The organism is Streptomyces sp. NPDC021622 (assembly GCF_040640795.1).
Lineage (GTDB): Bacteria > Actinomycetota > Actinomycetes > Streptomycetales > Streptomycetaceae > Streptomyces.
In genome coordinates this window covers 94,148-114,899 of the sequence record NZ_JBFACK010000020.1, presented here as the reverse complement: position 1 = coordinate 114,899, position 20,752 = coordinate 94,148, and the positions used below count along the sequence as shown (strand labels likewise).

General features: G+C 70.4%; 20 protein-coding genes and 1 pseudogene. 4 read left to right on the top strand and 17 right to left on the bottom strand.

What is annotated here, in order from left to right:
- Positions 1-167: 167 nt before the first annotated feature.
- The 5 genes and pseudogenes from AB0G47_RS33530 to AB0G47_RS33510 all read right to left on the bottom strand — a co-directional run bounded on the left by AB0G47_RS33530 (position 168) and on the right by AB0G47_RS33510 (position 3,964).
- Entirely contained in the window at positions 168-812 is a 645-nt protein-coding gene (locus AB0G47_RS33530; protein ID WP_360777670.1) for a response regulator transcription factor, read from the bottom strand.
- 12 nt (positions 813-824) lie between these two features.
- Entirely contained in the window at positions 825-2,216 is a 1,392-nt protein-coding gene (locus AB0G47_RS33525) for a sensor domain-containing protein (RefSeq protein ID WP_360777668.1), read from the bottom strand.
- 16 nt (positions 2,217-2,232) lie between these two features.
- Entirely contained in the window at positions 2,233-2,646 is a 414-nt protein-coding gene (locus AB0G47_RS33520) for a hypothetical protein (protein WP_360777795.1), read from the bottom strand.
- 72 nt (positions 2,647-2,718) lie between these two features.
- Positions 2,719-2,843: pseudogene (locus AB0G47_RS33515) on the bottom strand (ABC transporter ATP-binding protein); the annotation flags it as partial.
- 410 nt (positions 2,844-3,253) lie between these two features.
- Complete coding sequence (locus tag AB0G47_RS33510; protein WP_360777666.1) at positions 3,254-3,964, bottom strand: class I SAM-dependent methyltransferase; 711 nt, start codon at positions 3,962-3,964, stop codon at positions 3,254-3,256.
- Positions 3,965-4,210: 246 nt separating this feature from the next.
- Here AB0G47_RS33510 and AB0G47_RS33505 point away from each other — a divergent pair, with 246 nt between their 5' ends.
- The gene (locus tag AB0G47_RS33505; RefSeq protein WP_360777665.1) at positions 4,211-5,752 is read left to right on the top strand and encodes a M12 family metallo-peptidase; all 1,542 of its coding nucleotides are present in this window, start codon (positions 4,211-4,213) and stop codon (positions 5,750-5,752) included.
- A gap of 101 nt (positions 5,753-5,853) precedes the next feature.
- Here AB0G47_RS33505 and AB0G47_RS33500 read toward each other — a convergent pair whose 3' ends face one another.
- Positions 5,854-6,216, bottom strand: coding sequence for a hypothetical protein (locus AB0G47_RS33500; protein WP_360777663.1), 363 nt, complete (start codon positions 6,214-6,216; stop codon positions 5,854-5,856).
- Positions 6,217-6,287: 71 nt separating this feature from the next.
- Positions 6,288-6,578, bottom strand: coding sequence for an EF-hand domain-containing protein (locus tag AB0G47_RS33495; RefSeq protein ID WP_360777661.1), 291 nt, complete (start codon positions 6,576-6,578; stop codon positions 6,288-6,290).
- A 408-nt stretch (positions 6,579-6,986) separates the two neighbouring features.
- On the opposite strand from AB0G47_RS33495, the gene AB0G47_RS33490 reads away from it, so the two are divergent.
- The gene (locus AB0G47_RS33490; RefSeq protein WP_360777659.1) at positions 6,987-7,442 is read left to right on the top strand and encodes a hypothetical protein; all 456 of its coding nucleotides are present in this window, start codon (positions 6,987-6,989) and stop codon (positions 7,440-7,442) included.
- An 82-nt stretch (positions 7,443-7,524) separates the two neighbouring features.
- Here the strand turns inward: AB0G47_RS33490 and AB0G47_RS33485 are convergent, their stop codons facing one another.
- Both AB0G47_RS33485 and AB0G47_RS33480 read right to left on the bottom strand, forming a co-directional pair.
- Positions 7,525-8,619, bottom strand: coding sequence for an alanine racemase (locus AB0G47_RS33485; protein WP_360777657.1), 1,095 nt, complete (start codon positions 8,617-8,619; stop codon positions 7,525-7,527).
- A 128-nt stretch (positions 8,620-8,747) separates the two neighbouring features.
- Positions 8,748-9,788, bottom strand: coding sequence for a helix-turn-helix domain-containing protein (locus AB0G47_RS33480; protein WP_360777655.1), 1,041 nt, complete (start codon positions 9,786-9,788; stop codon positions 8,748-8,750).
- Between the two features lie 69 nt (positions 9,789-9,857).
- On the opposite strand from AB0G47_RS33480, the gene AB0G47_RS33475 reads away from it, so the two are divergent.
- A complete protein-coding gene (locus tag AB0G47_RS33475) occupies positions 9,858-10,832 on the top strand; it encodes an NADP-dependent oxidoreductase (RefSeq protein ID WP_360777653.1) in 975 nt (324 codons plus the stop codon).
- Between the two features lie 186 nt (positions 10,833-11,018).
- Positions 11,019-12,170, top strand: a complete 1,152-nt coding sequence (locus AB0G47_RS33470; protein ID WP_360777651.1) for a hypothetical protein — start codon at positions 11,019-11,021, stop codon at positions 12,168-12,170.
- Between the two features lie 50 nt (positions 12,171-12,220).
- Here AB0G47_RS33470 and AB0G47_RS33465 read toward each other — a convergent pair whose 3' ends face one another.
- The 8 genes from AB0G47_RS33465 to AB0G47_RS33430 all read right to left on the bottom strand — a co-directional run bounded on the left by AB0G47_RS33465 (position 12,221) and on the right by AB0G47_RS33430 (position 20,661).
- Positions 12,221-12,982: a FadR/GntR family transcriptional regulator gene (locus tag AB0G47_RS33465; RefSeq protein ID WP_360777649.1), complete on the bottom strand. Its 762-nt coding sequence runs from the start codon at positions 12,980-12,982 to the stop codon at positions 12,221-12,223.
- Positions 12,983-12,999: 17 nt separating this feature from the next.
- Positions 13,000-14,040, bottom strand: coding sequence for a D-erythronate dehydrogenase (denD, locus tag AB0G47_RS33460; RefSeq protein WP_360777647.1), 1,041 nt, complete (start codon positions 14,038-14,040; stop codon positions 13,000-13,002).
- Positions 14,037-14,858 carry a 2-oxo-tetronate isomerase gene (gene otnI, locus AB0G47_RS33455; protein ID WP_360777645.1) on the bottom strand — a complete coding sequence of 274 codons (822 nt, stop codon included), beginning with the start codon at positions 14,856-14,858 and terminating at the stop codon, positions 14,037-14,039. Before otnI ends, denD begins: the two co-directional genes overlap by 4 nt.
- 50 nt (positions 14,859-14,908) lie before the next feature.
- Positions 14,909-16,213, bottom strand: coding sequence for an MFS transporter (locus AB0G47_RS33450; protein WP_360777643.1), 1,305 nt, complete (start codon positions 16,211-16,213; stop codon positions 14,909-14,911).
- Between the two features lie 75 nt (positions 16,214-16,288).
- Complete coding sequence (locus tag AB0G47_RS33445; RefSeq protein WP_360777642.1) at positions 16,289-16,963, bottom strand: aldolase; 675 nt, start codon at positions 16,961-16,963, stop codon at positions 16,289-16,291.
- The gene (gene otnK, locus AB0G47_RS33440; RefSeq protein ID WP_360777640.1) at positions 16,960-18,258 is read right to left on the bottom strand and encodes a 3-oxo-tetronate kinase; all 1,299 of its coding nucleotides are present in this window, start codon (positions 18,256-18,258) and stop codon (positions 16,960-16,962) included. Before otnK ends, AB0G47_RS33445 begins: the two co-directional genes overlap by 4 nt.
- A gap of 3 nt (positions 18,259-18,261) precedes the next feature.
- Positions 18,262-19,194 carry an L-threonate dehydrogenase gene (gene ltnD / locus AB0G47_RS33435; protein ID WP_360777638.1) on the bottom strand — a complete coding sequence of 311 codons (933 nt, stop codon included), beginning with the start codon at positions 19,192-19,194 and terminating at the stop codon, positions 18,262-18,264.
- Positions 19,195-19,488: 294 nt separating this feature from the next.
- On the bottom strand, positions 19,489-20,661 hold the full coding sequence (locus AB0G47_RS33430) for an RICIN domain-containing protein (protein WP_360777636.1): 1,173 nt from the start codon (positions 20,659-20,661) through the stop codon (positions 19,489-19,491).
- Positions 20,662-20,752: the final 91 nt, after the last annotated feature.

The following is a 20,752-nucleotide window of genomic DNA, read 5'->3' as shown; positions in this document are numbered from 1 at the left end:
AGGTGCTCCGTTGACGATGCGGTGCGACCAGACGGGCGGAATGGACCGCTAATGACTTTCGCACAGCGAGGGGTGGCTCGTAAGGGATTTGGCAACACCCGAGGCGGCGTTGCACCTGGCATATGCCTATGTCCATAGGGTGGGCGGCATTCCGCACACCCCCTGCGTCAGCCGCGCAAGTAGCGGATGACGGCCAGCACGCGGCGGTTGTGGTCATGTGACGCGGGCAGGCCCAGCTTCTCGAAGACGGAGGCCACGTGTTTCTCGACCGTGCCCGCCGAGACGACGAGGCTCTGTGCGATCGCCCCGTTGGACCGCCCCTCGGCCATCAGGGAGAGCACCTCGCGCTCGCGCTCGGTCAGCGGCGCGAGCTCGGCCGCGCGGTGTCCCGCACCGGCCAACTGCGTGACGACCTCGGGGTCCAGGGCCGTGCCGCCCGCGCCCACCCGCTCCAGGGCATCGGCGAACTCCGCGACATTGGCGACCCGGTCCTTGAGCAGATAGCCGACCCCCGCCGACCCCTCCGCGAGCAGCCGCGTGGCGTACTTCGTCTCGACGTACTGCGAGAAGAGCAGAACGCCCGTGCCGGGGTGATCGCGGCGGATGTCGATGGCCGCGCGCAGTCCCTCGTCCGTGTGGGTCGGCGGCATCCTGATGTCGGTTACCGTGACGTCCGGGCGATGCTCGGCGACCGCGGCGCGCAAGGCGTCCGCGTCCCCCACGGCCGCGCAGATCTCATGCCCCCGCTCGGCGAGCATCTGGGCCAGCAACTCCCGCAGTACCGCGGCATCCTCAGCGATCACGACGCGCATGGCCGCATGCTCTCACGCACGCAGGGGAAGATCGACAGTGACCGCCGTCGGCCCGCCCGCGGGGCTCTTGATTTCTATCCCGCCATCGACCGTACGCACGCGCTGGACGAGCCCGCTCAGTCCGCTCCCGGCCCCCATCTCCGCGCCGCCCTGCCCGTCGTCACTGACCTGGAGGTAGAGCCGGCCGTCCGACTGGGCCACCGTGATCGCGGCCCGCCGCGCACCGCTGTGCTTGATGACATTGGTGAGCAATTCGGCGGCACAGAAGTACGCGATGGTCTCGATCGCCGGGGTCGGCCGCTCGGGCACCTCCGTGACCAGGTCGACGGGAATGGCACTGCGCGAGGTCAGCGTCGCGAGCGCATCGGGCAGCCCGTCGTCGAGCACGGGCGGATGGATGCCGCGGGCCAGATCGCGCAGTTCGGTGAGCGCGTCGGTGGCGTTCTGATGTGCACCGTCGACCAGTTGACGAATACGGCCGACGTCCAGCGGCGCGCCCCCGCCACCACCGTCGTACGCGGTCAGCCGCTGTCTGACCATGTCCAGACTCATCGCCACCGCGACGAGCCGCACCTGTGCTCCGTCGTGCAGATCGCGCTCGACGCGCCGCAGCAGGGCCACCGAGTCGTCCACGGCGAGCGCCCGGGTCTCCTCCAAGTCACGTACCCGGTCGGCGAGTTGACCGGGACCGAGGAGCGAGCGGATCAGCCAGCGGTCGGTCTCCGTCACCAGCCGGGTCACCCAGGGCGCGCACAGCAGGACGGCCACTCCGACCGCGGCCGCGAAGAAGGTGCCCGCGAAGGTGTCCACATGCAGCCCGCCGGCGGGAATGGGGGACAGCACCGGCATCCCCTCCGGATCCCCTGCCTCGGGCCGCTGCCCGAACACCGCCCACCGCAGCGGCGCGGTCAGGCTCACCAGTCCCGTCACCCACCACAGGACGGCGTACGCCCCCAGGCAACTGACCGGCAGCTTCGCCAGCGTGTAGGCCGCCGCCCGCCATCCGTTCCCGTCCCACAACCGGGCATCGATGCGGCTGACGAACCTGCCATCGGGCCGCAGCGGCGGCGGCGACTGGGTATCCTCGCCCAGCAGCCCCGCGGCCAGCCGACGGTGCAGCCGGCCCAGCGCTCGGGCCAGCTGGAGCCCCGCGATCACCAGCAGCGCGCCGACCACGAAGAACACCAACGACACCGTGAACCCCGCGCCCAGAGCGAGCAACACCAGGAGGACCGCCCCACCTGCGAGACCGAGCGGGAATCCGATCAGGCAGTACGCCGCCTCGGCCCATGCCCGCCGGGTGAAGGGGGCGCGCAGGACGGCGCGCCCGAGGGCGCGAGCCTTACTCGCGCCACGTGCTGGCGCGGGGCGCTCCGGCGTGACCATCGGGGGTGTGACGTGCATGGTGTCCAGTGTCCCGTCAGGCATCATGGCGTGCCGCCAAGCGCAGGCCCGCGCCGAGCACGAGGAGTGTGTAGAGGCAGAGCACCGCGAAGCCCACCCAGGGGGAGAGGACGTCGGCCACGGGCTTGGAAACGGCCAGGGAGTTCCCGGCGATGATGGTCGGAATGAACTTCGCCACGGTGGTCCCCGAGGCCCCGCCGATGATCGCCGCAAGCACGAACGTGACCGACACCAGCACGGCTATCGCGCTCGCGGTGTGCCGCGTGATGGCGCCGATCCCGATGCCCATCAACGCGATGAGCCCCAGATACGCCCCCGAAAGGAGCACCGCCCGCAGCACCCCCGGATCGCTGAGCGCGGGCTCGGGCAGCCCCTCGCCCAGCGCGGCCCGCCGCGCGAAGAACGCCACGAACGTGACGGCCTCGCCCACCGCGAGGGAGATCCCGCCGTAGACGGCCGCCCTCGCGGCAAGGACCAGACGCCGGTTCGGTATGGCCGCCAGGGTCGAGCGGACCGTCCCGGACGGGCCGAGGACCCGGTGACGGCGCCGGGCCGCACGTCGAAACTCAACGCGTCGACGGCGACGGTGGGGCCGTACCGCTTGGTGAGACCTTGAGCCTCGATCATCACATCTCCTGCCGCAGACACGCAGACCCGATGGGGTCGGACAACTTCACGTTAGGTCTGCGACAGGACCCGCCGGAACGTGGCTTTCCTCCGTCTGTACTGGGGGTTTTCCCCCAGAGCCGGGGAGTTCACCAAGCCCACGCCGCCCAGGCCAAACGCCCTGTCGGGCGCTCCGAGCACCGCTGGACTTCCCTCCTGTTCCTGCGAGTGCCCGCGAGTTCCCGGGAACTCCTGCGCCGACGTGCACTGGAATGCCGGCGAGTGGCACCGAACTGACCGTGGTGAGGAATCACGCCCGTGTCACCAGGCACCAGCAGGTAGGGAGCCTCGCTGCTGTTCCGCGCCGCAGCACGGAGCACCTTGCCAAGCGCGTCATGGTTCGGAGTGCGCCCGGCCTGAGCGGCTTCTCGCTACACACGCAGGTACTGGCGGAACAGCCCGTTGGCACCGTCGGGTTCAAGCCTGAACCCGCATGCTTCCAGGAGTTGGTCGGCCTGTTTCTCGGGGTAGAGGCGATAGCCAAGGCGTTGGCGCGCCACCACGGTGTTCTCCCGCATGACGAGGTAGTCCTTGGTGAACCGGCCGTCTCCGTCGGTCTGGACATCCTGGGCGTAGACCAGCCCGTTGGACAGTGGCCGCCGGTAAGGCCGGTGAGCTTCCTGGACGGCCAGCAGTAAGACGCCTCCGGGGCGGAGGGCGGCGGCGAGGTTCTCCAGGCCCTTGACGTTCTCGGCCTCGTCGACGAGGTGGCTGCCCAGCCAGGTGCGGCCCTGATCGTGAACGCAATACCAAATGCCGCCGACGGAGTAGGCGACGTCGAAACCGTGCGGCGGCGCTGCGTCCACGATGTCCTGCTCGATGAGCCGCACTCGGCCGCCGAGCCTGGTGCGCGCCCGGGCCAGCATGCTCTCGGTGTGGTCGATGCCCGTGATCTGCAGTCCGGGCGGCTCGCGCTCCAGCAACCGTTCGCACACCAACCCCGTGCCGACGCCGAGTTCCAGAAGGTCCCTGTGCTCGCCGATGCGACTCAGTAGATCCTCTGCGTAGGCGTCGTAGTCGTAGTACCCCGAGGTCATGATGAGGTCGTAGTGATCTGCGAGCCCAGCGTACGAATTGGCCACCTGCGGCACCGTAGCCGGAGCAGCACCTCGCCGGTAGGGGACAGGAGCGACGCGGGCGCGCCAGTACCGGGCCTCGGGGTGTCCCGCTGATGGCTCATGCACCACCGCAGACTCGCCTGCCTACCACGAAGCCCACCCGCACCGCACCGAACCCGTGAGCCACCTCGTCTACAGCGCAGTGCCACATGGGTGATGCGAGGCATGCGGTGGCGTGGCGCGGAGGGGTGTGGTGGAACGGGTAGCGGCATGACTCTCACCAGAACCGTTTGGTGCCGCGGCGGCCTGCGGCTCGCCGCGATCTGTGGTGCGGCGCTGTCCTTGTTCGCTTCGATAGCCGTTGCCGATGCCGGCCCTTCCAACCCGGCCCCGTCGACGGGAGAGCGGGGAGTGTTGCGCGAGCGGATCGTCGATGTGGACGTCAGTGACTATGCGTGGCTGTGCGCAGCCGACGGATTCGGCAAGGCGAAGGAACACACGCTTGAGTTCTTCCCGGGGGTGAAGATCACGGTCGTGCAGGACGGCCGTGAGCGGGAAGAGGACACGGTGACCTGGACCGGACATGTGAAGGACGAACCAGAGGCGGGCGCGGTGATCTCCGCGAGTCACGTATGCCCTCCCACCAGGGGACGGCCGCCGGCCGTCGATGCCCTGATCGATCTGCAGACGCGGGCCTACCACATCACGACCCTGCCGGGGCAGCCGCCGCGGTTGCGGATCACCGAGGAGGATCCGAACACCCGGCGCCGTCCGGAACCCGACAACGCCCATCTGGACGCCTCCACTGTCCGCAAGTTGCACGACTCGCTTCGTGGGCGTGCCCCGGTGTCCCCGGCCAATCCGGCGGTGGTCGACGTTCTGGCCGGATACACCCCGGCCGCCGTGCAGCGCGTCGGTGGCGAGCAGGCGATGCTGGCACGTCTGCGGCTCGCGGAGTCATACATGAACCAAGCCTTGGCCGACAGCAACGTCGCGGCCAGCATCGACATCGTCGCAAGCTACAACACCGGCTACCAGGGTGAGCAGACGGCCGCCGTCATGCTCGGCAAGCTCTCCGACTCCGAGGATCCGCAGCTGGGCGCGAAGGCACACGGCTTTCGCGAGCAGCTGGGCGTCGATCTGGTCACTGTCGTCAACAACGTCCTCGTCGGCTCCTCCGGGCAGGGCAGCCTGCCCACAGGCGGCGAAATGGACAGTGAGCTGGCCTATTCCGTCGTCGACGTCCAGTCGTTGGTCGACTGGTACAACCTCGGTCACGAAATCGGCCACAACCTGGGCCTGTTCCACGACCGCGCCACCCTCGACCAACAGGCCCCCGGCAGATACGAGCAGATGCTCAACCGCCCCTACGGCACCGGCTGGATCACCCCGCGCCGTGACTACCACACACTGATGGCCTATGCGGTCACGTGCGGCGGGCCGTGCAGGACGGTCAACCAGTACTCCAACACCGAGAACACCGTCGACGGCCAGCCCTTGGGCGATGCCTCCAACAACAATGCGGCCCTGGCCCGCCTGACCATCCCCATCGTCGCCGACTACCGCGCCCTGACGATGCGCCGTCCCCGCCACGCCCTCACCCTTGAGCCGAGTGCGCACGGCACGATCCGCCCCGCCGTGTACGGCCCCTACGCTCCGGGCACCACCGTCGCCGTCACCGCCAAGCCCGCAGAGGGCTACCGCGTGGCGGCGTGGATTGCCAACGGCGTGCGCCACGACATCACAGCCGACCACGTGACCCTGACGATGGACCGCCCTTACACCCTCAGCGCGGTCTTCACCCGCGACTGAGCGACTGCTTGAGAACTTGCATGTGCAGGGCCGGGCTTGAGAAGCGCCGTGTGGCGTCAAGCCAGCGCTGCGTGGCACAGCGCGTCACCCGAGTCAGCAATTCACATGCGCCAAGCCGAGCGCTCGGTCAGGGGGCGCGACGGCTTGTCGAGCGCCGCCAGCAGCCAGCCGGGTGGCTGCGGCACCGGCTCGTCCCGGGCGGCCAGCAGAGCGCTCCGGGTGCCCCACTCCAGCCACGCGGCGAAGACGGCCCGTACTTCGGGGGCGTCGGGATCGCCCTCGCCTCCGAAGGCGCCGACGAAGAACTCGGTCACCGGCACCAGATGATCGGCGTCAGCGAAGAGAGGCCCGAGGATGTCGTCACGGATGACGCGCTCGTGCATCGCCGCGACCAGCCGGTAGAAACCCTCGCGCCCGCCCGCCAGTTCGTACAGACCGTGCCTGATCTCTGGAGGTGCCACCATCCTCGGCAGGATCCGAAACACCGCAGCAGGCGCATGCAGGCGCGCACGGAAGCACGCAGGGCTTCCTGAGGTCAGCCCTTCATGCCCATGATCAGAGATCCCGGCCCGGCCGTTTCCGCGGAGGTGTGGAAGCCCTCGACGGCCTGCTGCCACTCCTCGACCGTCAACTGTCCCTCCCCGTCGCCGTCCATCGCCGCGAAGGCTTCCCGCGCGTCCTGCGCCGTCATGCCCAGTGCCTGCGCGGACCGGGTGAACTCCTCCGGGCTGACGACGCCGTCCCCGTCCGTGTCCACGAGGGCGACATGGGCCCTGACCGGGGGCCGCACCAGATCGGCGATCTCTCCCCGCTGCCGGGCGAGCATCAGCGCGCCGACGAACGCCTCCTCGGTCAGCTGCCCGTGCTCGTCGGCCCCGGTGTGCTCGCCGCGTGCTGGGGCAGGCCGGTGGCAGGTGGGCCCGTCGTGTTCGTAGGCGAACGCGGCGACAGGGACCGTCGGGTGGCCCCTCCGGATTGGAGCAGCGGCCGGTGGGTGAGGTGTTCATCGTGTGTGATCTCGCCCAGGGTACGTACGCGCTCGCCGGGCAGCACGTGCCGGTGGGCCCTCGACTTCCTCACGGTGGTAGAAGCGACCCAAGTAGATCCGACGCAAGGCGAATCCACGCGGGGCAGGACACGGGGGGGAGGGAGGGGGAGCACCATGGCCGCGACTGCATCGACGCGGACAGCGTGCAGGGCGCGACGGGTGCGTACGCGTCGGCCGGGAGCAGGCATGGCGGTGGCGGCCCTGGCTGCCCTGACCGTGATCAGCTGCGGCGGTTCCGGCCAGGACGATCGGCCGTCCGCACGCGGTGACTCCTCGGCGACACCCTCGCCATCAGCGGCGGACGGCCGTGACATCGACGCCTGCGCGGACGGCAACTGTGAGGTTGCGGTGTCCGACCCTGTGGTGGTCCGTTTCAAGGGCCCGGCCGGCCGGGCGACGCTCTCCGTGAGCGAAGTGGGTCCGAACAACGTTGCGTACTCGGTGAAGTCCGACAGAGGTCAGTCCAAAGGCGGTGCGAGCGGTCCGGGGCAGGGCTGCGTCACTGTTCTTCGGAGCAACGGCAGCAGCAACTCGTGCGGGGGACTGGGCGGCGCCCGGCCGAGTGCTCAGTCCGGCGCCGTCGTGATCCAGGCGGCGACCGGGGAAGACGGCACGGCAATCCTGTACGTCGTGTCGGACTGAGCCTGCCCGGCGACCGGACAGGGGCGAGTCAGCGAGTCAGGGACGCTTCGCCGCCGGCGCCCCTGGTGGGTTGGGATGGTGCTCAGGTATTGGCACCCCGCGCCGACACCCGCCAGCGGTCGAGCACCTCGCCGTCCCGGACGACCAGCAGTTCATCGGCGAGATTCACCGGCGTACAGACGTGGTTGGGGACAACAGCGACGACCGATCCCAGGCGTGGTCCTTGCACGCCGTCCGGCAGGCGCACAACGGCGTGGTGCTCCCACAACCCGGTGATGGTTCCCTGCGGGAACCGGGGCATATAGCCGTGGCCCGTCACCCAGGGCGATCGGTCGGAGCCGAGGACCTTGCTGCCGACGTCCAGGACGAAGCGGTCGGGGGCGGGGACACTGATCACCGTGGCCGCGGCGGCCAACGCCAGGTCCTCCACCCCGCAGGTGCCGATGGCCAGTTGGGTGGCGTCGTTGAAGACGTAGACACCTGGCCGCAGCTCGTTGACCGCGCCCGGCTGCCACTGGCCCACCGTCGGAGTCGACCCGCCGCTGATCACCTGGATGTCGAGCCCGAGGTCGCGCAGTGCCTGCGCGGCCTCGCCGAGGGCGTGCTCCTCGTCCCGCGCGGCGCGCACGCGCGCCTGCGCGTCGTGGCCGTAACCGTGTCCCGGGAAGGTGAACACGCCGACAACGTCCAGTCCCGCGTCGACTGCCGCCTTCCCCACCTCATCAGCGGCGTGCGGCAGCACTCCGGTCCTGTGGTTGCCGCTGTCGACCTCGATGAGCACCTCGACCGGCCGTGCGCTGCCCCGCACGGCGTCCCCCAGCCGCCGCGCGCCTTCGACCGACTCGACGCCGACTCTTACGGCAACCTCGTCCGCCAACCGGCGCAGCCGCTGCGCCTTGTCGGCGTCGAGCCATACGGGGAAGGCGATGAACAGGTCGTCCACGCCGCTGCGTGCGAATGCCTCGGCCTCGCTGATGGTGGCCACCGAAAGGCCACGAGCGCCCGCCCGCAACTGACGGTCGGCGATCTGTGCGCACTTGTGGCTCTTGGCGTGCGGACGTAGTGCGAACCCTTGTGACCGCGAAGCCTCCGCCATACGCGAGATGTTTCTGTCCAGAACATCCGGATCGACCACGAGCGCGGGCGTGGCCAGCCCGCCCGGCAGCGATATCGTCATCTCTTGCCTCCCACCCAGGAACACTTCGGGATGATCATGGCAGGTTTCCGGACGGAGTCGTCCGGCAGTCATCGGCAGTCACGCAGTTGGAAGCGGTGCCTGATGGGTGCCTGGTGGTGGAGCCGACTTCACCGACGCTTGACCGCCCGATCGTGAGCCGCCGGTGATCCAAACGAAACCGCCTGGCCGCCCACAGCCGCCGCCCCCGCCTGGAACGTCTTCCGGTACGCCTGCGGTGACACCCCGATGGCCGCCTGCAAGTGCTGCCGCAGCGACGTCCCGGTGGCGAAGCCGACCTCTGCCGCGATCCGGTCGACCGAGAGATCGCTGGACTCCAGCAGATGGCGGGCCCGGTGCACCCGCTGCTGGATCAGCCACCGGCCGGGACTCGTGCCCGTCTCCTCCTGGAAGCGGCGCGCGAACGTGCGCGGGCTCATCCGGGCGTGCGCCGCCAACTCCCGCAGGGCCAGCGGCCGGTCGAGGTGTTCCATGGCCCAGGCGCGGGTCGCGGCGGTGCCGGTGACGCCCTCGTCCGGCACCGGCTGCTCGATGTACTGGGCCTGGCCGCCCTCCCGCCACGGCGGCACGACGCAGTGCCGGGCGACCCGGTTGGCGACCGCGCTGCCGTGGTCGGAGCGGACCATGTGCAGGCACACGTCGATGCCTGACGCGGCGCCCGCCGAGGTGAGCATGTCGCCGTCGTCGACGAACAGCACGTCCGGATCCAGGTCGACCTGGGGGAACATCCGCCGGAAGAGATCCGCGAGCGACCAGTGCGTCGTCGCGGGCCGCCCGTCGAGCAGACCGGCCGCGGCGAGCGTGAACGCCCCCGTGCAGATGGACACCAACCGTGTGCCCGGCCTGACCCGGGCGAGCGCCTCGCGCACCGGCTCCGACAGCTCGGCGGTGATGTGCCGCAGATCGAAGGGCGGTACGACCACCGTGTCCGCGCTCTCCAGCGCCTCGGGGCCGTGCTCGACGGTGATGCTGAAGTCGGCGTTGGTGGCCAGGGTGCGTTCGTCCGTCGCCGCGCAGGTCACCACCTCGTACGCCCCTGGGACCAGCGGGAAGACGCGGTTCGGGATGCCCAGCTCGAAGGGGTAGACGCCGTCCAGTGCGAGGACGGCCACGCGGTGCGGGCGAGCGGCACGGAATTCCATCGAAGCCATGGCACGATTCTATCGCTTAATGGCTATCTTGCCATTGCCCAGGTCAAGCCCTTGCCGCAGGCTGAATCCATGACTAAGAACACCGCTTCTGAGCAGGCAGAGCACACCATGAAGGCCATCAGCCAGGACGTCCTCGGCGAGCCCGACGTACTGAAGGAGATCGAGGTCCCGCGCCCGAAGCCCGGCGTCGGACAGATCCTCGTCGCCGTGCACGCGGCGGGCGTGAACCCGACCGACTGGAAGCACCGCGGGCTCGGCTACTTCCTGGGCGAGCCGCCGTTCACGCTCGGCTGGGACGTGTCGGGCGTCGTCGAGGCGGTCGGCCTCGGCGTCTCGCTGTTCCAGCCCGGCGACGAGGTGTTCGGCATGCTGCCGTACCCGTACGGCGTCGGCTCGCACGCCGAGTACGTCACCGGCCCCACCCGCGCCTTCGTGCCGAAGCCCGCAACCCTGAGCCACGTCGAGGCGGGCGCACTGCCGCTGGTCGCGCTGACCGCCTGGCAGGCCCTCGTGGACAACGCCCATGTGGAGGCGGGGCAGCGGGTGTTGGTGCATGCGGCGGCCGGTGGCGTGGGCCATGTCGCGGTGCAGATCGCCAAGGCGCGCGGCGCGTATGTCATCGGCACGGCCTCCGCCGCCAAGCACGATTTCGTACGGGGCCTGGGCGCGGACGAGGTCATCGACTACCGCACCGCCGACTTCGTGAAGGAGGCCCGCGACATCGACGTGGTCCTCGACCCGCTGGGCGGCGATGACCGGCTGCGCTCCCTCGAGGTGCTCAGGCCCGGCGGCATCCTGGTGTCGATCCTGCCGGGCAACTTCGGTGAAGTGGCCGAGCGCGCCGCCGAGTTGGGGGTTCGGGCCACGGACATGCTGGTGGAGCACGATCAGGCGGGCATGGTGGCGATCGCGGCACTCGCCGAGTCCGGGCAGCTGCGGGTCCACGTCTCGGACACGTATCCGCTCGCCGATGCGGTCAAGGCCCACGAAGAAGGCGAGACGGGTCGCGTCACGGGGAAGCTGGTGATCACGGTCCGCCCGTAGGCGCCGGCGCGATGGCGATGGGGGGAGGGGCGCGGGCGCGTGCCAGTGTCCCCTTCCCGGCCCGACACCCCGCGCGTTTTCCCGGCCCCGAGGCTCCGCAGGTCAAAGTCGTTGACGGGGTACCTCTTCGATCGCCGGGTACAAGGGCCATACTGGTCGGGCCCCGATCACCCACAGAACGACTCCATGGCCAAGAACAGCAACTCTTCGACCACCGCCCCCGACACCGCGTGGCTGGGGCGCGGGCGCCACCTCGGGCCCGAGCCCGAACAGGACGTCCGGCGCAACCTGATCGCCCTCAAGGCGGCCGGGGTGCTCGACGACTTCCTGGACCTCGACCCCGTCGAGGCGGCCCGCTCCACGGTCCTGCACCCGCGGGACGAGTCCGCCGACCCCGGTCCGTCGGCCCGCCGCCTCTTCGAGGCCCGCTGGCGCGTGGCCGACGACGTCACGGTGCGCGCACAGCTGACCACGTACGGCCCCGAGGCCCGCCGCAAGGACGGCGAGGGTGTCACCTGGGTCATCGCAGCCGAGGCGGAACGGGCGTGGGACGCACGCTGGCCCTCGCCCGCCACCATGTTCTGGCCCGACAGCGACCAGGTCGCCTGGGACCACGACACGGTGCCGGGCCTGCGGCTGCGGACGACGAACCACCTGCCGAAGGACGACGACGAACTGCGCCGCAGGCTGCGGGAGTGCACCCGGCAGAGCTGGTACATCCACATCGTGGTGCACGAGGCGATGACGCCGGACGCGAAGGGGCAGCGGCCCATCGCGGAGTTCCTGCCGCCGAGCCTGCGGCACCGTGTGGTCGAGCACCGGGGCACGCCGGAGCAGGCGCAGATCGCCGACTTCGCGATGAAGCGGGAGCTGAGCGTGCGCATGCCGCGCGGCGGCGCCGTCGTCCTGCCCGCGGCGCCGCAGGGCCCGGATTACGACGCGGAGCGTTTCACGGTGCGCAGCGTCTTCCTGGACGGCTCGGAACCGACCGAACTCCTCGACAGGATCATGGAGTTCGCCGTGCTGCCGCGGCCGCTGCCCGCCGAGGCCGAGCAGGCCCTGACGCGGCTGCGCCGGGGCTGGCACCTGCTCACCCCGGACGAGGAGCTGGTGCACGCCCAGTCCATGGTCACCAGGTACGCCGAAGAGCTCGACGCCATGACGAAATCCCGTGACCTGTACCAGGAAGCTGCCGAGACGGCGCACGCCGCGCTGGCCGAGGTGACCGGCGGCGACGGTGTGCCCCGGCCGCCCGCGCCTGGCCTCACCAAGGGAGACGGCTCACCGCTGGGCTCTCTCACGAAGGCGTTCGGGCGCTTCCGGGGTTCGAGCAAGTAGCTTCCCGGGTCGAAACAAGCACGGCGCGCCGTTACAGCGCCCCGGGCCCGTCAAGGCGCGTCCAGATCCACCTCAAGGTCGTCCGCCTCCGTCCAGAAGCCGTCGTCCGCGTCCTGGAGACGGGACGCGGCGTGCTTCAGGTGACGGCGCACAGCGCTGCGCGCCGCCCGCGCGTCACCGGACTCGACCGCCGCCAGGATGGCGTGGTGCTCGACCCGGACCGCCTCGATGAAGTCGTCACGCCGCGCCTCGTTGGCCCGTGTGACGCGGATGCCGCTGCGCAGCACCTCTCCGAGGTACCGCACGGTCGAGACCATCACCGCGTTGCCGGTCGACTCGGCGATCGACTGGTGGAACGCGAGGTCCTCGTCCACGCCGTCACCGCCCGCCGCGACCGCCTCGTCGATCGCGGCCAGGGACTGCCGCATCCGGTCGACGTCCTGCGGCGTGGCGCGGGTGGCCGCGAGCGAGGCCGCCTCACCCTCCATGGCGCGGCGGACCTCCACGATCTGCAGCACCTTGGCCTTGGTTTCGGATGCCCCGGCCCCGGTCTCCGCCTCGAGGTCGAGCGGCCGGGTGCGCCGGGGCATGACGAACACGCCCCGGCCCTGCCGCGGTTCGACCAGGCCCGCGTTCCGCAGCCGCGAAACGGCCTCGCGGATCACGGTGCGGCTGACGCCGAGCTGCTTGACCAACTCGACCTCGGTCGGCAGCTTGTCGCCCTCGGCCAGACGTCCGGACTCGATCTCCTCCGCGAGGATCGCGGCGACCCTGTCCGCGAGCCGTACGGGACCACTCACCTTGGAGAACATGCTCGTCAGTCTATCCGTCAGGCCCCGATCGCCCCTGGTGCGGGCAGCGAACCAGGCGCCACCGCATCGGGGTGGTCCGCCACGTACGCCCGTACGACCGACTCGAAGTTCTCGTCGGGCGCGAGACCGAGCGCCGTGGCGCGCGCGTTGTCGAAGGCGGCGGGCCACGAGCCGACGATGGCCTCGACGGCGGGGTCGGGCGTGACCGTCACCAGATCGGCGACGGCGTCTCCGGCCACCCGGCGCAGCGTGGCGAGCATCTCGGCGACCGTCACCGTGAGCGCCGGCAGGTTGACAGGAAGCCCGCCGTCGAGCTGCCCGGGGCCGCTGCCCCGCTCGGCCTCGGCGATGCGGAGGATGCCGTCGACCGTGCGCCGCGGTGAGGCCAGCGCGACCCGCAGTTCGGGGCCGACCGGGCAGGTCGCGGGGAGGCCGGAGAGGGGCTCGCGGATGATGCCGGACAGGAAGCCGGATGCGGCAGCGTTGGGCTTGCCCGGCCGCACCGAGACCGTCATGAGGCGTGCCACACGTCCGTCGACGAAGCCCTTGCGGGTGTACTCGGCGACCAGCATCTCGCAGACGCGCTTCTGCGTTCCGTAGCTCGACTGCGGTGTGGGCAGCGTCGATTCGCCGACCACGGGCGGCAGCGGCAGCGCGGGGTCGGAGCCGTAGACCGCGACGCTGCTGGAGAACACGACCCGGGGCGTCGGCCCGCCGGCCGCCGACTGCGCGCGGGCGGCGTCGAGCAGCGCGCGCGTGGTGTCCAGGTTCGCGCCCATGCCGAGGTCGAAGTCGGCCTCGCACTCGGCCGATACCGCGGACGCCAGGTGGATCAGGACGTCCACCGGCCGCGCGAAGATCTCGTCGAGGCGCTCGCTCAGGTCACCCTGTACGACGTCCACGAGCGGGTCGGCGGCAAGGGACGACCCGGCAGGGACGAACCGGTCGGCGAGCACCAGGCGGTCCAGGGTCGTGCCGCACAGGGTCCGCCGCTTCAGCAACGCCTCGGCGACCTGCTGCCCCAGGAAGCCGAAGCCACCGGTGATGACGATCCTCATACGCGCTCTCCTCGGTTGTTCTTGAGCCGGCCGTAGTTCTTGAGCCAGCCGAGCCCCTCGCTCGTACCGGAGCGGGGGCGGTATTCGCAGCCGATCCATCCCTCGAAGCCCAGCTCGTCGACGACGTCGAACAGATACCGGATGTCGAGTTCGCCCTGGTCGGGCTCGTGGCGGTCGGGCACGCCCGCGATCTGCAGATGGGCGACGCGGCCGGTGGGAAGGTCGCGGCGCAGTGTGGTGGTGAGGTCGCCCTCGACGATCTGACAGTGGTACAGGTCGAGCTGCACCTTGAGATTAGGGGCGCCCACCTCCTGCACGATCGCGTGTGCCTCGGCCTGCCGGTGCAGGAAGTAGCCCGGCATGTCACGGCCGTTGATCGGCTCGATCAGTACGTCGACGTCCACGGCGGCGGCCCGCTGCGCCGCCCAGGCCAGGTTGTCCAGGTACGTGGCGCGGTGCTCGGCGAGCTGTGCGGGCGTGGCGTCCGCGGGCCGGAGACCGGCCATCACGTGCACCTGGCCGCAGCCGAGCGCCACGGCGTATGCGAGCGCCCGGTCGATCCCGGAGCGGAACTCGGCCTCGCGTCCTGGCAGCGAGGCGATGCCACGCTCCCCGGACTCCCAGTCGCCGGGAGGTGCGTTGAACAGCACCTGGCGCAGGCCGTGGTCGTCGAGCCGACGGCGCAGTTCGGCGGGCTCGTGGTCGTACGGGAAGAGGTACTCGACGGCGTCGAAGCCGTCCGCCGACGCCGCGGCGAAGCGGTCGAGGAAGTCGTGCTCGGTGTACATCATGGACAGGTTCGCGGCGAACCTCGGCATGCTTGCTCCTGTGGTGGGGCCGGGGCCAGGGAGGCCAGGTCCAGTCCCGGTCATCGGTTGACGACGTCCTTCTTCGTGGTGAGCACCGCGGCGGCGCCGATGACCAGGCTGAGGGCCAGGACGTACATCGGGATGGAGGTCGACCCTGTGGCGTCCTTGAGCCCGCCGATCATGTACGGGCTGACGAAGCCGGCCAGGTTGCCCACCGAGTTGATCAGGGCGAGGCCGGCCGCCGCCGCGGTGCCGCCGAGGAACGCGGTGGGCAGCGACCAGAACAGCGGGGCACAGGTCAGCACGCCGGCCGCGGCGAAGGACAGGGCGATCAGGGACAGCACGGTCGATCCGCTCCAGCCTGCGGCCAGGGAGAAGCCGACGGCGCCCATGAGGCTGGGTATGACCAGGTGCCAGCGGCGCTCGCGGCGCTTGTCGGCGGAGCGTCCGAACAGGTTCATGGCGATCAGCGCGGCCAGGAAGGGCACGGCGCTGAGCACGCCGATGGTGAAGTTGTCCTCGATGCCGGTCGACTTGACGAAGGTGGGCATCCAGAACGTCAGGGCGTACTGGCCCATCACGAAGCAGAAGTAGATGAGGCACATCAGCCACACCTTGGGGTCGCGGAAGCCGTCCCAGACCCGGCCGTGCTTCTGGTGCGCGGTGTCCTTGGCGATCGCCGCCTCGACGATGTCCTTCTCCTCGTCGGAGAGCCACTTGGCGCTGCGCACGTTGTTGTCGAGGTAGAACATCGTGGCGACACCGATGAGGAGCGCGGGGACCGCCTCGAGCAGGAACATCCACTGCCAGCCGTCCCAGCCGTTCCGCCCGTCGAAGGTGTCCATGATCCAGCCGGAGAGCGGGTTGCCGAAGATGCCGGCCACGGGGATCGCCGACATGAACATCGCGATCACGCGGGCCCTGCGGTGCGACGGGAACCAGTAGGTGCAGTAGAGGATCACGCCCGGGTAGAAACCGGCCTCCGCGGCGCCGAGCAGGAAGCGGAGCACGTAGAACATCGTCTCGTTGGTGACGAGCGAGAACGCAGCCGAGACCAGACCCCAGGTGATCATGATCCGGGCGATCCAGGTGCGGGCCCCGATGCGCTGCAGCATCAGGTTCGACGGGACCTCGAAGAGGAAGTAGCCGATGAAGAACAGACCGGCGCCCAGACCGTACGCCGCCTCGCTCAGGCCCAGGTCGTCGGACATCTGCAGCTTCGCGAAGCCGACGTTGACGCGGTCGAGGTAGGAGAAGACGTAACAGAGGATCAAGAAGGGGACGATCCGGAGAACGACCTTGCGGAATACGGCGTTCTCGCGGGCGAGGCCGGGGGCATCGGCCGTCGCGGTGGACGTGGACATGCGGAATCCTTACTGCGGCTCAGGGGATTCTCCGACGGGCGGTGCTCGATCACCAAGAGAGCGATACGGGAGCGATCACCAAGCGGCGCTGAACGCGGCCTTGAGTTCGTCGAGAGCGGGGACGGGGAGCGGCTCGGGGCGACGGTCGGTCAGGAGCCAGAGACGTGCCGTTTCCTCGAGTTCTTCGAGGACGGCGAGAGCGGACGCGGCGTCCGGGCCCCAGACCACGGGGCCCAGACGGTCGAGCAGTACGGCCCTGATCGGTGTGCGCCGCGCGGCGCGATCAGCGATGCGGCCGGCCACCAGGTCGGCGACGCGGGGATCGCCGGGCCGGTGGTAGGGGATGAGCGGGACGTGCCCGACCTTCATGACGTAGTACGGCGTGAGGGGCGGGAGCACGTCGTCCTTGCTCCACACGCCGGCCAGGGTGAGCGCGACGAGATGCGTGGAGTGGGTGTGGATGACGAACCGTGCCGTGGGGTCGGCGGCACAGATGCGCCGGTGCAGGGTGAGGGTCTTGCTGGCGCGGTCGCCCGCGCTCTGCTCGCCCGCGGCGTCGACCAGGGCGAGGCGCTCCGGGTCGAGGAAGCCGAGGGCGGCGTCGGTGGGCGTGATCAGGTGGGAGCCGCCGACCCGCGCGCTGATGTTGCCTGCGCTCGCGTGGACGTACCCCCGGGCGAACAGGCTGGTGCCCACCCGGACGATCTCGGCGCGCGCCTCGTCCACGACGGTGCCGGGCAGCTGGTTCACGAGGTCTCCCCGTCGAGGTGGGCGTCGCGGTCGAGGTGGGCGAAGGACGCGGTGAAGAAGTCGGGGCCGCCGAAGTTGCCGGACTTCAGCGTGATGTGGAGCGTCTCCCCGTCCGGCAGGTCCGCCGCGCACCACGGCACACCGGGGTCGATCTGCGGTCCGATGCGCAGGCCCGTGAGACCAAGGGCCTGGACGACGGCGCCCGAGGTCTCGCCGCCGGCGACGACGAGCTGCCGGACACCGAGGTCCACGAGGCCCCGGGCGACGCGGGCCAGGGTCTGTTCGACGAGCTCACCGGCCTCGGCGACGCCGAGCCGCCCCTGGACGTTCTTGACCGCGTCAGGAGCCTCGGTGGAGTACACGAGGACCGGCCCGTCGGCGAGGTGCGCGGCGGCGAAGGCCAGGGCCTGGCCTGCCACGTCCTCGCCGGCCGCGATCCGCAGCGGGGCGACGCTGAACGCGGGGCGGCCGCCGCGCAGGAACTCCAGGACCTGACCGTTCGTGGCGGTGGACACCGACCCGGAGACGATGGCCTGATGGCCGCCGGGCGGGGGCAGCTGGGCGGCGGCGGGCGTTGGCTCGAACCCCCAGTTCGCGGGCAGCCCGATGGCGAGCCCCGAACCGGCGGTCACCAGCGGCAGCTCCTTGACCGCCGCACCGAGCCGTACGAGATCGTCGTTGGTGACGGCATCGACGATCGCCGCGCCCACGCCTTCCCCGCGCAGCTCGTCGACGCGCTGCCGGATCGCCTCGGCACCGGCGGTGACCACGGTGTGGTCGATGAGACCGACGGGCCGCGCGGTCTGCGCACCGAGCACGGACACCAGGTTGGAGTCGGTCATCGGCGTCAGCGGGTGATAACGCATCCCGCTCGCGCTGAGCAGTACGTCGCCGACGAAGAGATGCCCCTTGAAGACGGTGCGCCCGTTGTCGGGGAAAGCTGGCGTCGCGACCGTGAAGTCCGTGCCCAGGGCGTCCATCAGGGCCTCGGTGACGGGACCGATGTTGCCGGCCCGCGTCGAGTCGAAGGTCGAGCAGTACTTGAAGTAGATCTGCTCCGCGCCCGCGGACCGCAGCCACTCCAGGGCCCGCAGCGAGGCGTCGACGGCGTCGGGCGCCGGGGCGGTCCGTGACTTGAGCGCGATGACGACGGCGTCCGCGTCGACCGGGCCCTCGGTGCCGTCCTGCGGCACGTCGATCAGCTGGACCACGCGCATGCCCGCGCGTACGAGGTTGTTGGCGAGGTCGGTGGCGCCGGTGAAGTCGTCGGCGATGCAGCCGAGTCGGATGCCCATGGGTCAGACCTCTTCCTGCTCATGCTCAGCCTGCTCGGGCAGCTCGATCCCCGGGAAGATCTTGATCACCGCGCTGTCGTCCTCGCCGCCGAGACCGGAGGCCGACGCCTGCAGGAACATCTGGTGGGCGGTGGCGGCAAGGGGCAGCGGGAACTTCTCCGGCCGGGCGGCGTCGAGCACGAGCCCCAGGTCCTTGACGAAGATGTCGACCGCGGACAGCGGCGTGTAGTCACCGGCGAGCACGTGCGCCATGCGGTTCTCGAACATCCACGAGTTGCCCGCGCTGTGCGTGATGACCTCGTAGAGCGCATCGGCGGGCACGCCCGCCTTGATGCCGAGCGCCATCGCCTCGGCCGCGGCGGCGATGTGCACGCCCGCGAGCAGCTGATTGACGATCTTGACCTTGGAGCCGATGCCGGCCTCGTCGCCCAGGCGGTAGACCGTGCCGCTCATGGCCTCGAGCACCGGATCGGCGATCGCGTACGCGGTGGGGGCGCCCGACGTCATCATGGTGAGCTCGCCGTTCGCGGCCCGCGCGGCCCCGCCCGAGATGGGGGCGTCCAGGTAGAGCACGCCACGCTCGGCGAGGCGCTGCTCCAGCCCGGCGGACCAGTTGGGGTCGGCCGTGGAGCACATGACGTAGACGGAGCCCTGACGCAGCCGCTCGGCCGCGCCGTCGGTGCCGAAGAGGACCGACTCGACCTGCGCCGCGTTGACCACGACGCCGACCAGGACGTCGACCTCGGCCGCCAGCTCACCGGCGGAGGCATGGGCGGTGCCGCCGTCCGCGGCGAAGGCCGCGGCCACCTCGGGGCGCAGATCGTGGACACCCACGTCGAAGCCCGCTGTGCGCAGGCTGCGCGCCATGCCGAGCCCCATGGCCCCGAGGCCCACCACGCCGACGCGCGGTCGTGCCGGCCTGTCCTGGTCGTTCATGCCCATCCTCGTCTCGCTGTGCCGGGGTGCGGGCCCGGCTCTCAAATCCGTGCGGCGATCGGGTCATATGATGACCTGCGGACAGTGAAACTTGAACTGTGATGCCGGTCACATGGCCTGGGGTCAGGCGGCGGCCGCTCGCGGCGGCGTGACGGCCGCGGCACGCGAAAGGCGTCCGACGGGAGGGATTCCCGTCGGACGCCTTTCGGTCGATGCACGCTCAAGTGACCGCCCGCAGAAGCCTCTTGACGCTACGACTCGCGGGGCTGCCCTGGAGCGCGGTGGCCGAGCCGCTCACGGCCTGACCGGCACCGTCCACTTCTGATGGGAGCCGCCATTGCAGTCCCAGATGACGAGCCGGGTGCCGTCGGAGGTGTCGCCGCCGGGGATGTCGAGACAGCGGTTGGCGGCGGGGTTGCGCAGGGCGCCGTTCTCGTGGCGCCACTGCTGGTTGGCGCCGCCGTTGCAGGTCCACATGATCGCCGGGGTGCCGTTGGCGTGCGCCCCGTCCTTGACGTCGAGGCACAGGCCCTGGCCCATCAGATGCAGGGCGCCGTCCTTGCCGAGCACCCAGGCCTGATTGGCCCCGCCGGTGGGGCCGTAGACGATGGCCGGGTCGCCGCCGACATTCCGCGAGCCGTCGACGACCTTGCCGCCGAGGCCGGTGATCGGGCCGCGCACCGAATTGCCGACGGCGTTGGTCTGCAGGGTGCCGCCGGACACCTGCTCGACCCGGGTGTAATCGGCGCAGGTCGCGCTCGTACGCATCGAGGAGACGCTCGCCGTCACCGCCCCGTCGTCGCCCACCGGCAGGCCGAACTTCGCCTGGGAGTAAGGCTGGTCGTCGCAGGACGCCTTCGGGTTGTTCCACTCGAAGTACTCGGTCCAGTCGACCATGCCGCTCGGTGAGATCTGCGTCGACCCGGCACGGATGCTGCCCAGCTTGAAGGAGGCACCGGTGGTCTCATTGGTGACCGTCACGCCGAACCAGCGGTCCCCCTCGTGGGCCACTCGCGTACGGAAGGTGTGCCCCACCTTCCAGTCGGTCTTCAGCCGGCAGCTCTTGCCCACGCCCTCGCCGCCGAAGTCGACGCAGTAGCTGTCGCCGGTACCGGGCTTCGCCTCCGTCGCATCCCACAGCGAGAACAGGAAAGTGCGGGTCTGGCCAGGGCCGTTGGACTGCATCCCGGTGTAGGCGCCGCTGCCCGCGGTGAAGCCGAACTGGTGGCTCCAGAAGATGTTGGAGGCGGGCCCCGCGTCCTTGGTGACGGTCGTGCGGAAGGTGACGCTGTTCAGGCCCCCGGTGCCGGAGGGGAAGCCGTAATGCGTGTACGAGCCTGGTGTGTCGGACGCCGATGCGCTGCCGGCGGTCGTCATGACCGTCCCGACGGACATCGCCAGAACCGCCGCGCCGGCCAGCGCACCGCAGCGCGCCCGTCGTCTACGGGGAGGGGTGGTTGTCGCCATCGTCAGAGCTCCTTCCGGAGGAGGGTGTGGCGACAAGGAGAGTGCCCGTGCGGCGTCCCGCCGCCCATGGACGGGCGCGCATCGGCACTTG

Coding starts and splice junctions, on each gene's coding strand:
- AB0G47_RS33530 (WP_360777670.1), bottom strand. CDS start 812: ATGCGCGTCGTGATCGCTGAGGATGCCGCGGTACTGCGGGAGTTGCTG.
- AB0G47_RS33525 (WP_360777668.1), bottom strand. CDS start 2,216: ATGCACGTCACACCCCCGATGGTCACGCCGGAGCGCCCCGCGCCAGCA.
- AB0G47_RS33505 (WP_360777665.1), top strand. CDS start 4,211: ATGACTCTCACCAGAACCGTTTGGTGCCGCGGCGGCCTGCGGCTCGCC.
- AB0G47_RS33500 (WP_360777663.1), bottom strand. CDS start 6,216: ATGGTGGCACCTCCAGAGATCAGGCACGGTCTGTACGAACTGGCGGGC.
- AB0G47_RS33495 (WP_360777661.1), bottom strand. CDS start 6,578: ATGCTCGCCCGGCAGCGGGGAGAGATCGCCGATCTGGTGCGGCCCCCG.
- AB0G47_RS33490 (WP_360777659.1), top strand. CDS start 6,987: ATGGCGGTGGCGGCCCTGGCTGCCCTGACCGTGATCAGCTGCGGCGGT.
- AB0G47_RS33485 (WP_360777657.1), bottom strand. CDS start 8,619: ATGACGATATCGCTGCCGGGCGGGCTGGCCACGCCCGCGCTCGTGGTC.
- AB0G47_RS33480 (WP_360777655.1), bottom strand. CDS start 9,788: ATGGCTTCGATGGAATTCCGTGCCGCTCGCCCGCACCGCGTGGCCGTC.
- AB0G47_RS33475 (WP_360777653.1), top strand. CDS start 9,858: ATGACTAAGAACACCGCTTCTGAGCAGGCAGAGCACACCATGAAGGCC.
- AB0G47_RS33470 (WP_360777651.1), top strand. CDS start 11,019: ATGGCCAAGAACAGCAACTCTTCGACCACCGCCCCCGACACCGCGTGG.
- AB0G47_RS33465 (WP_360777649.1), bottom strand. CDS start 12,982: ATGTTCTCCAAGGTGAGTGGTCCCGTACGGCTCGCGGACAGGGTCGCC.
- denD (WP_360777647.1), bottom strand. CDS start 14,040: ATGAGGATCGTCATCACCGGTGGCTTCGGCTTCCTGGGGCAGCAGGTC.
- otnI (WP_360777645.1), bottom strand. CDS start 14,858: ATGCCGAGGTTCGCCGCGAACCTGTCCATGATGTACACCGAGCACGAC.
- AB0G47_RS33450 (WP_360777643.1), bottom strand. CDS start 16,213: ATGTCCACGTCCACCGCGACGGCCGATGCCCCCGGCCTCGCCCGCGAG.
- otnK (WP_360777640.1), bottom strand. CDS start 18,258: ATGGGCATCCGACTCGGCTGCATCGCCGACGACTTCACCGGCGCCACC.
- ltnD (WP_360777638.1), bottom strand. CDS start 19,194: ATGAACGACCAGGACAGGCCGGCACGACCGCGCGTCGGCGTGGTGGGC.
- AB0G47_RS33430 (WP_360777636.1), bottom strand. CDS start 20,661: ATGGCGACAACCACCCCTCCCCGTAGACGACGGGCGCGCTGCGGTGCG.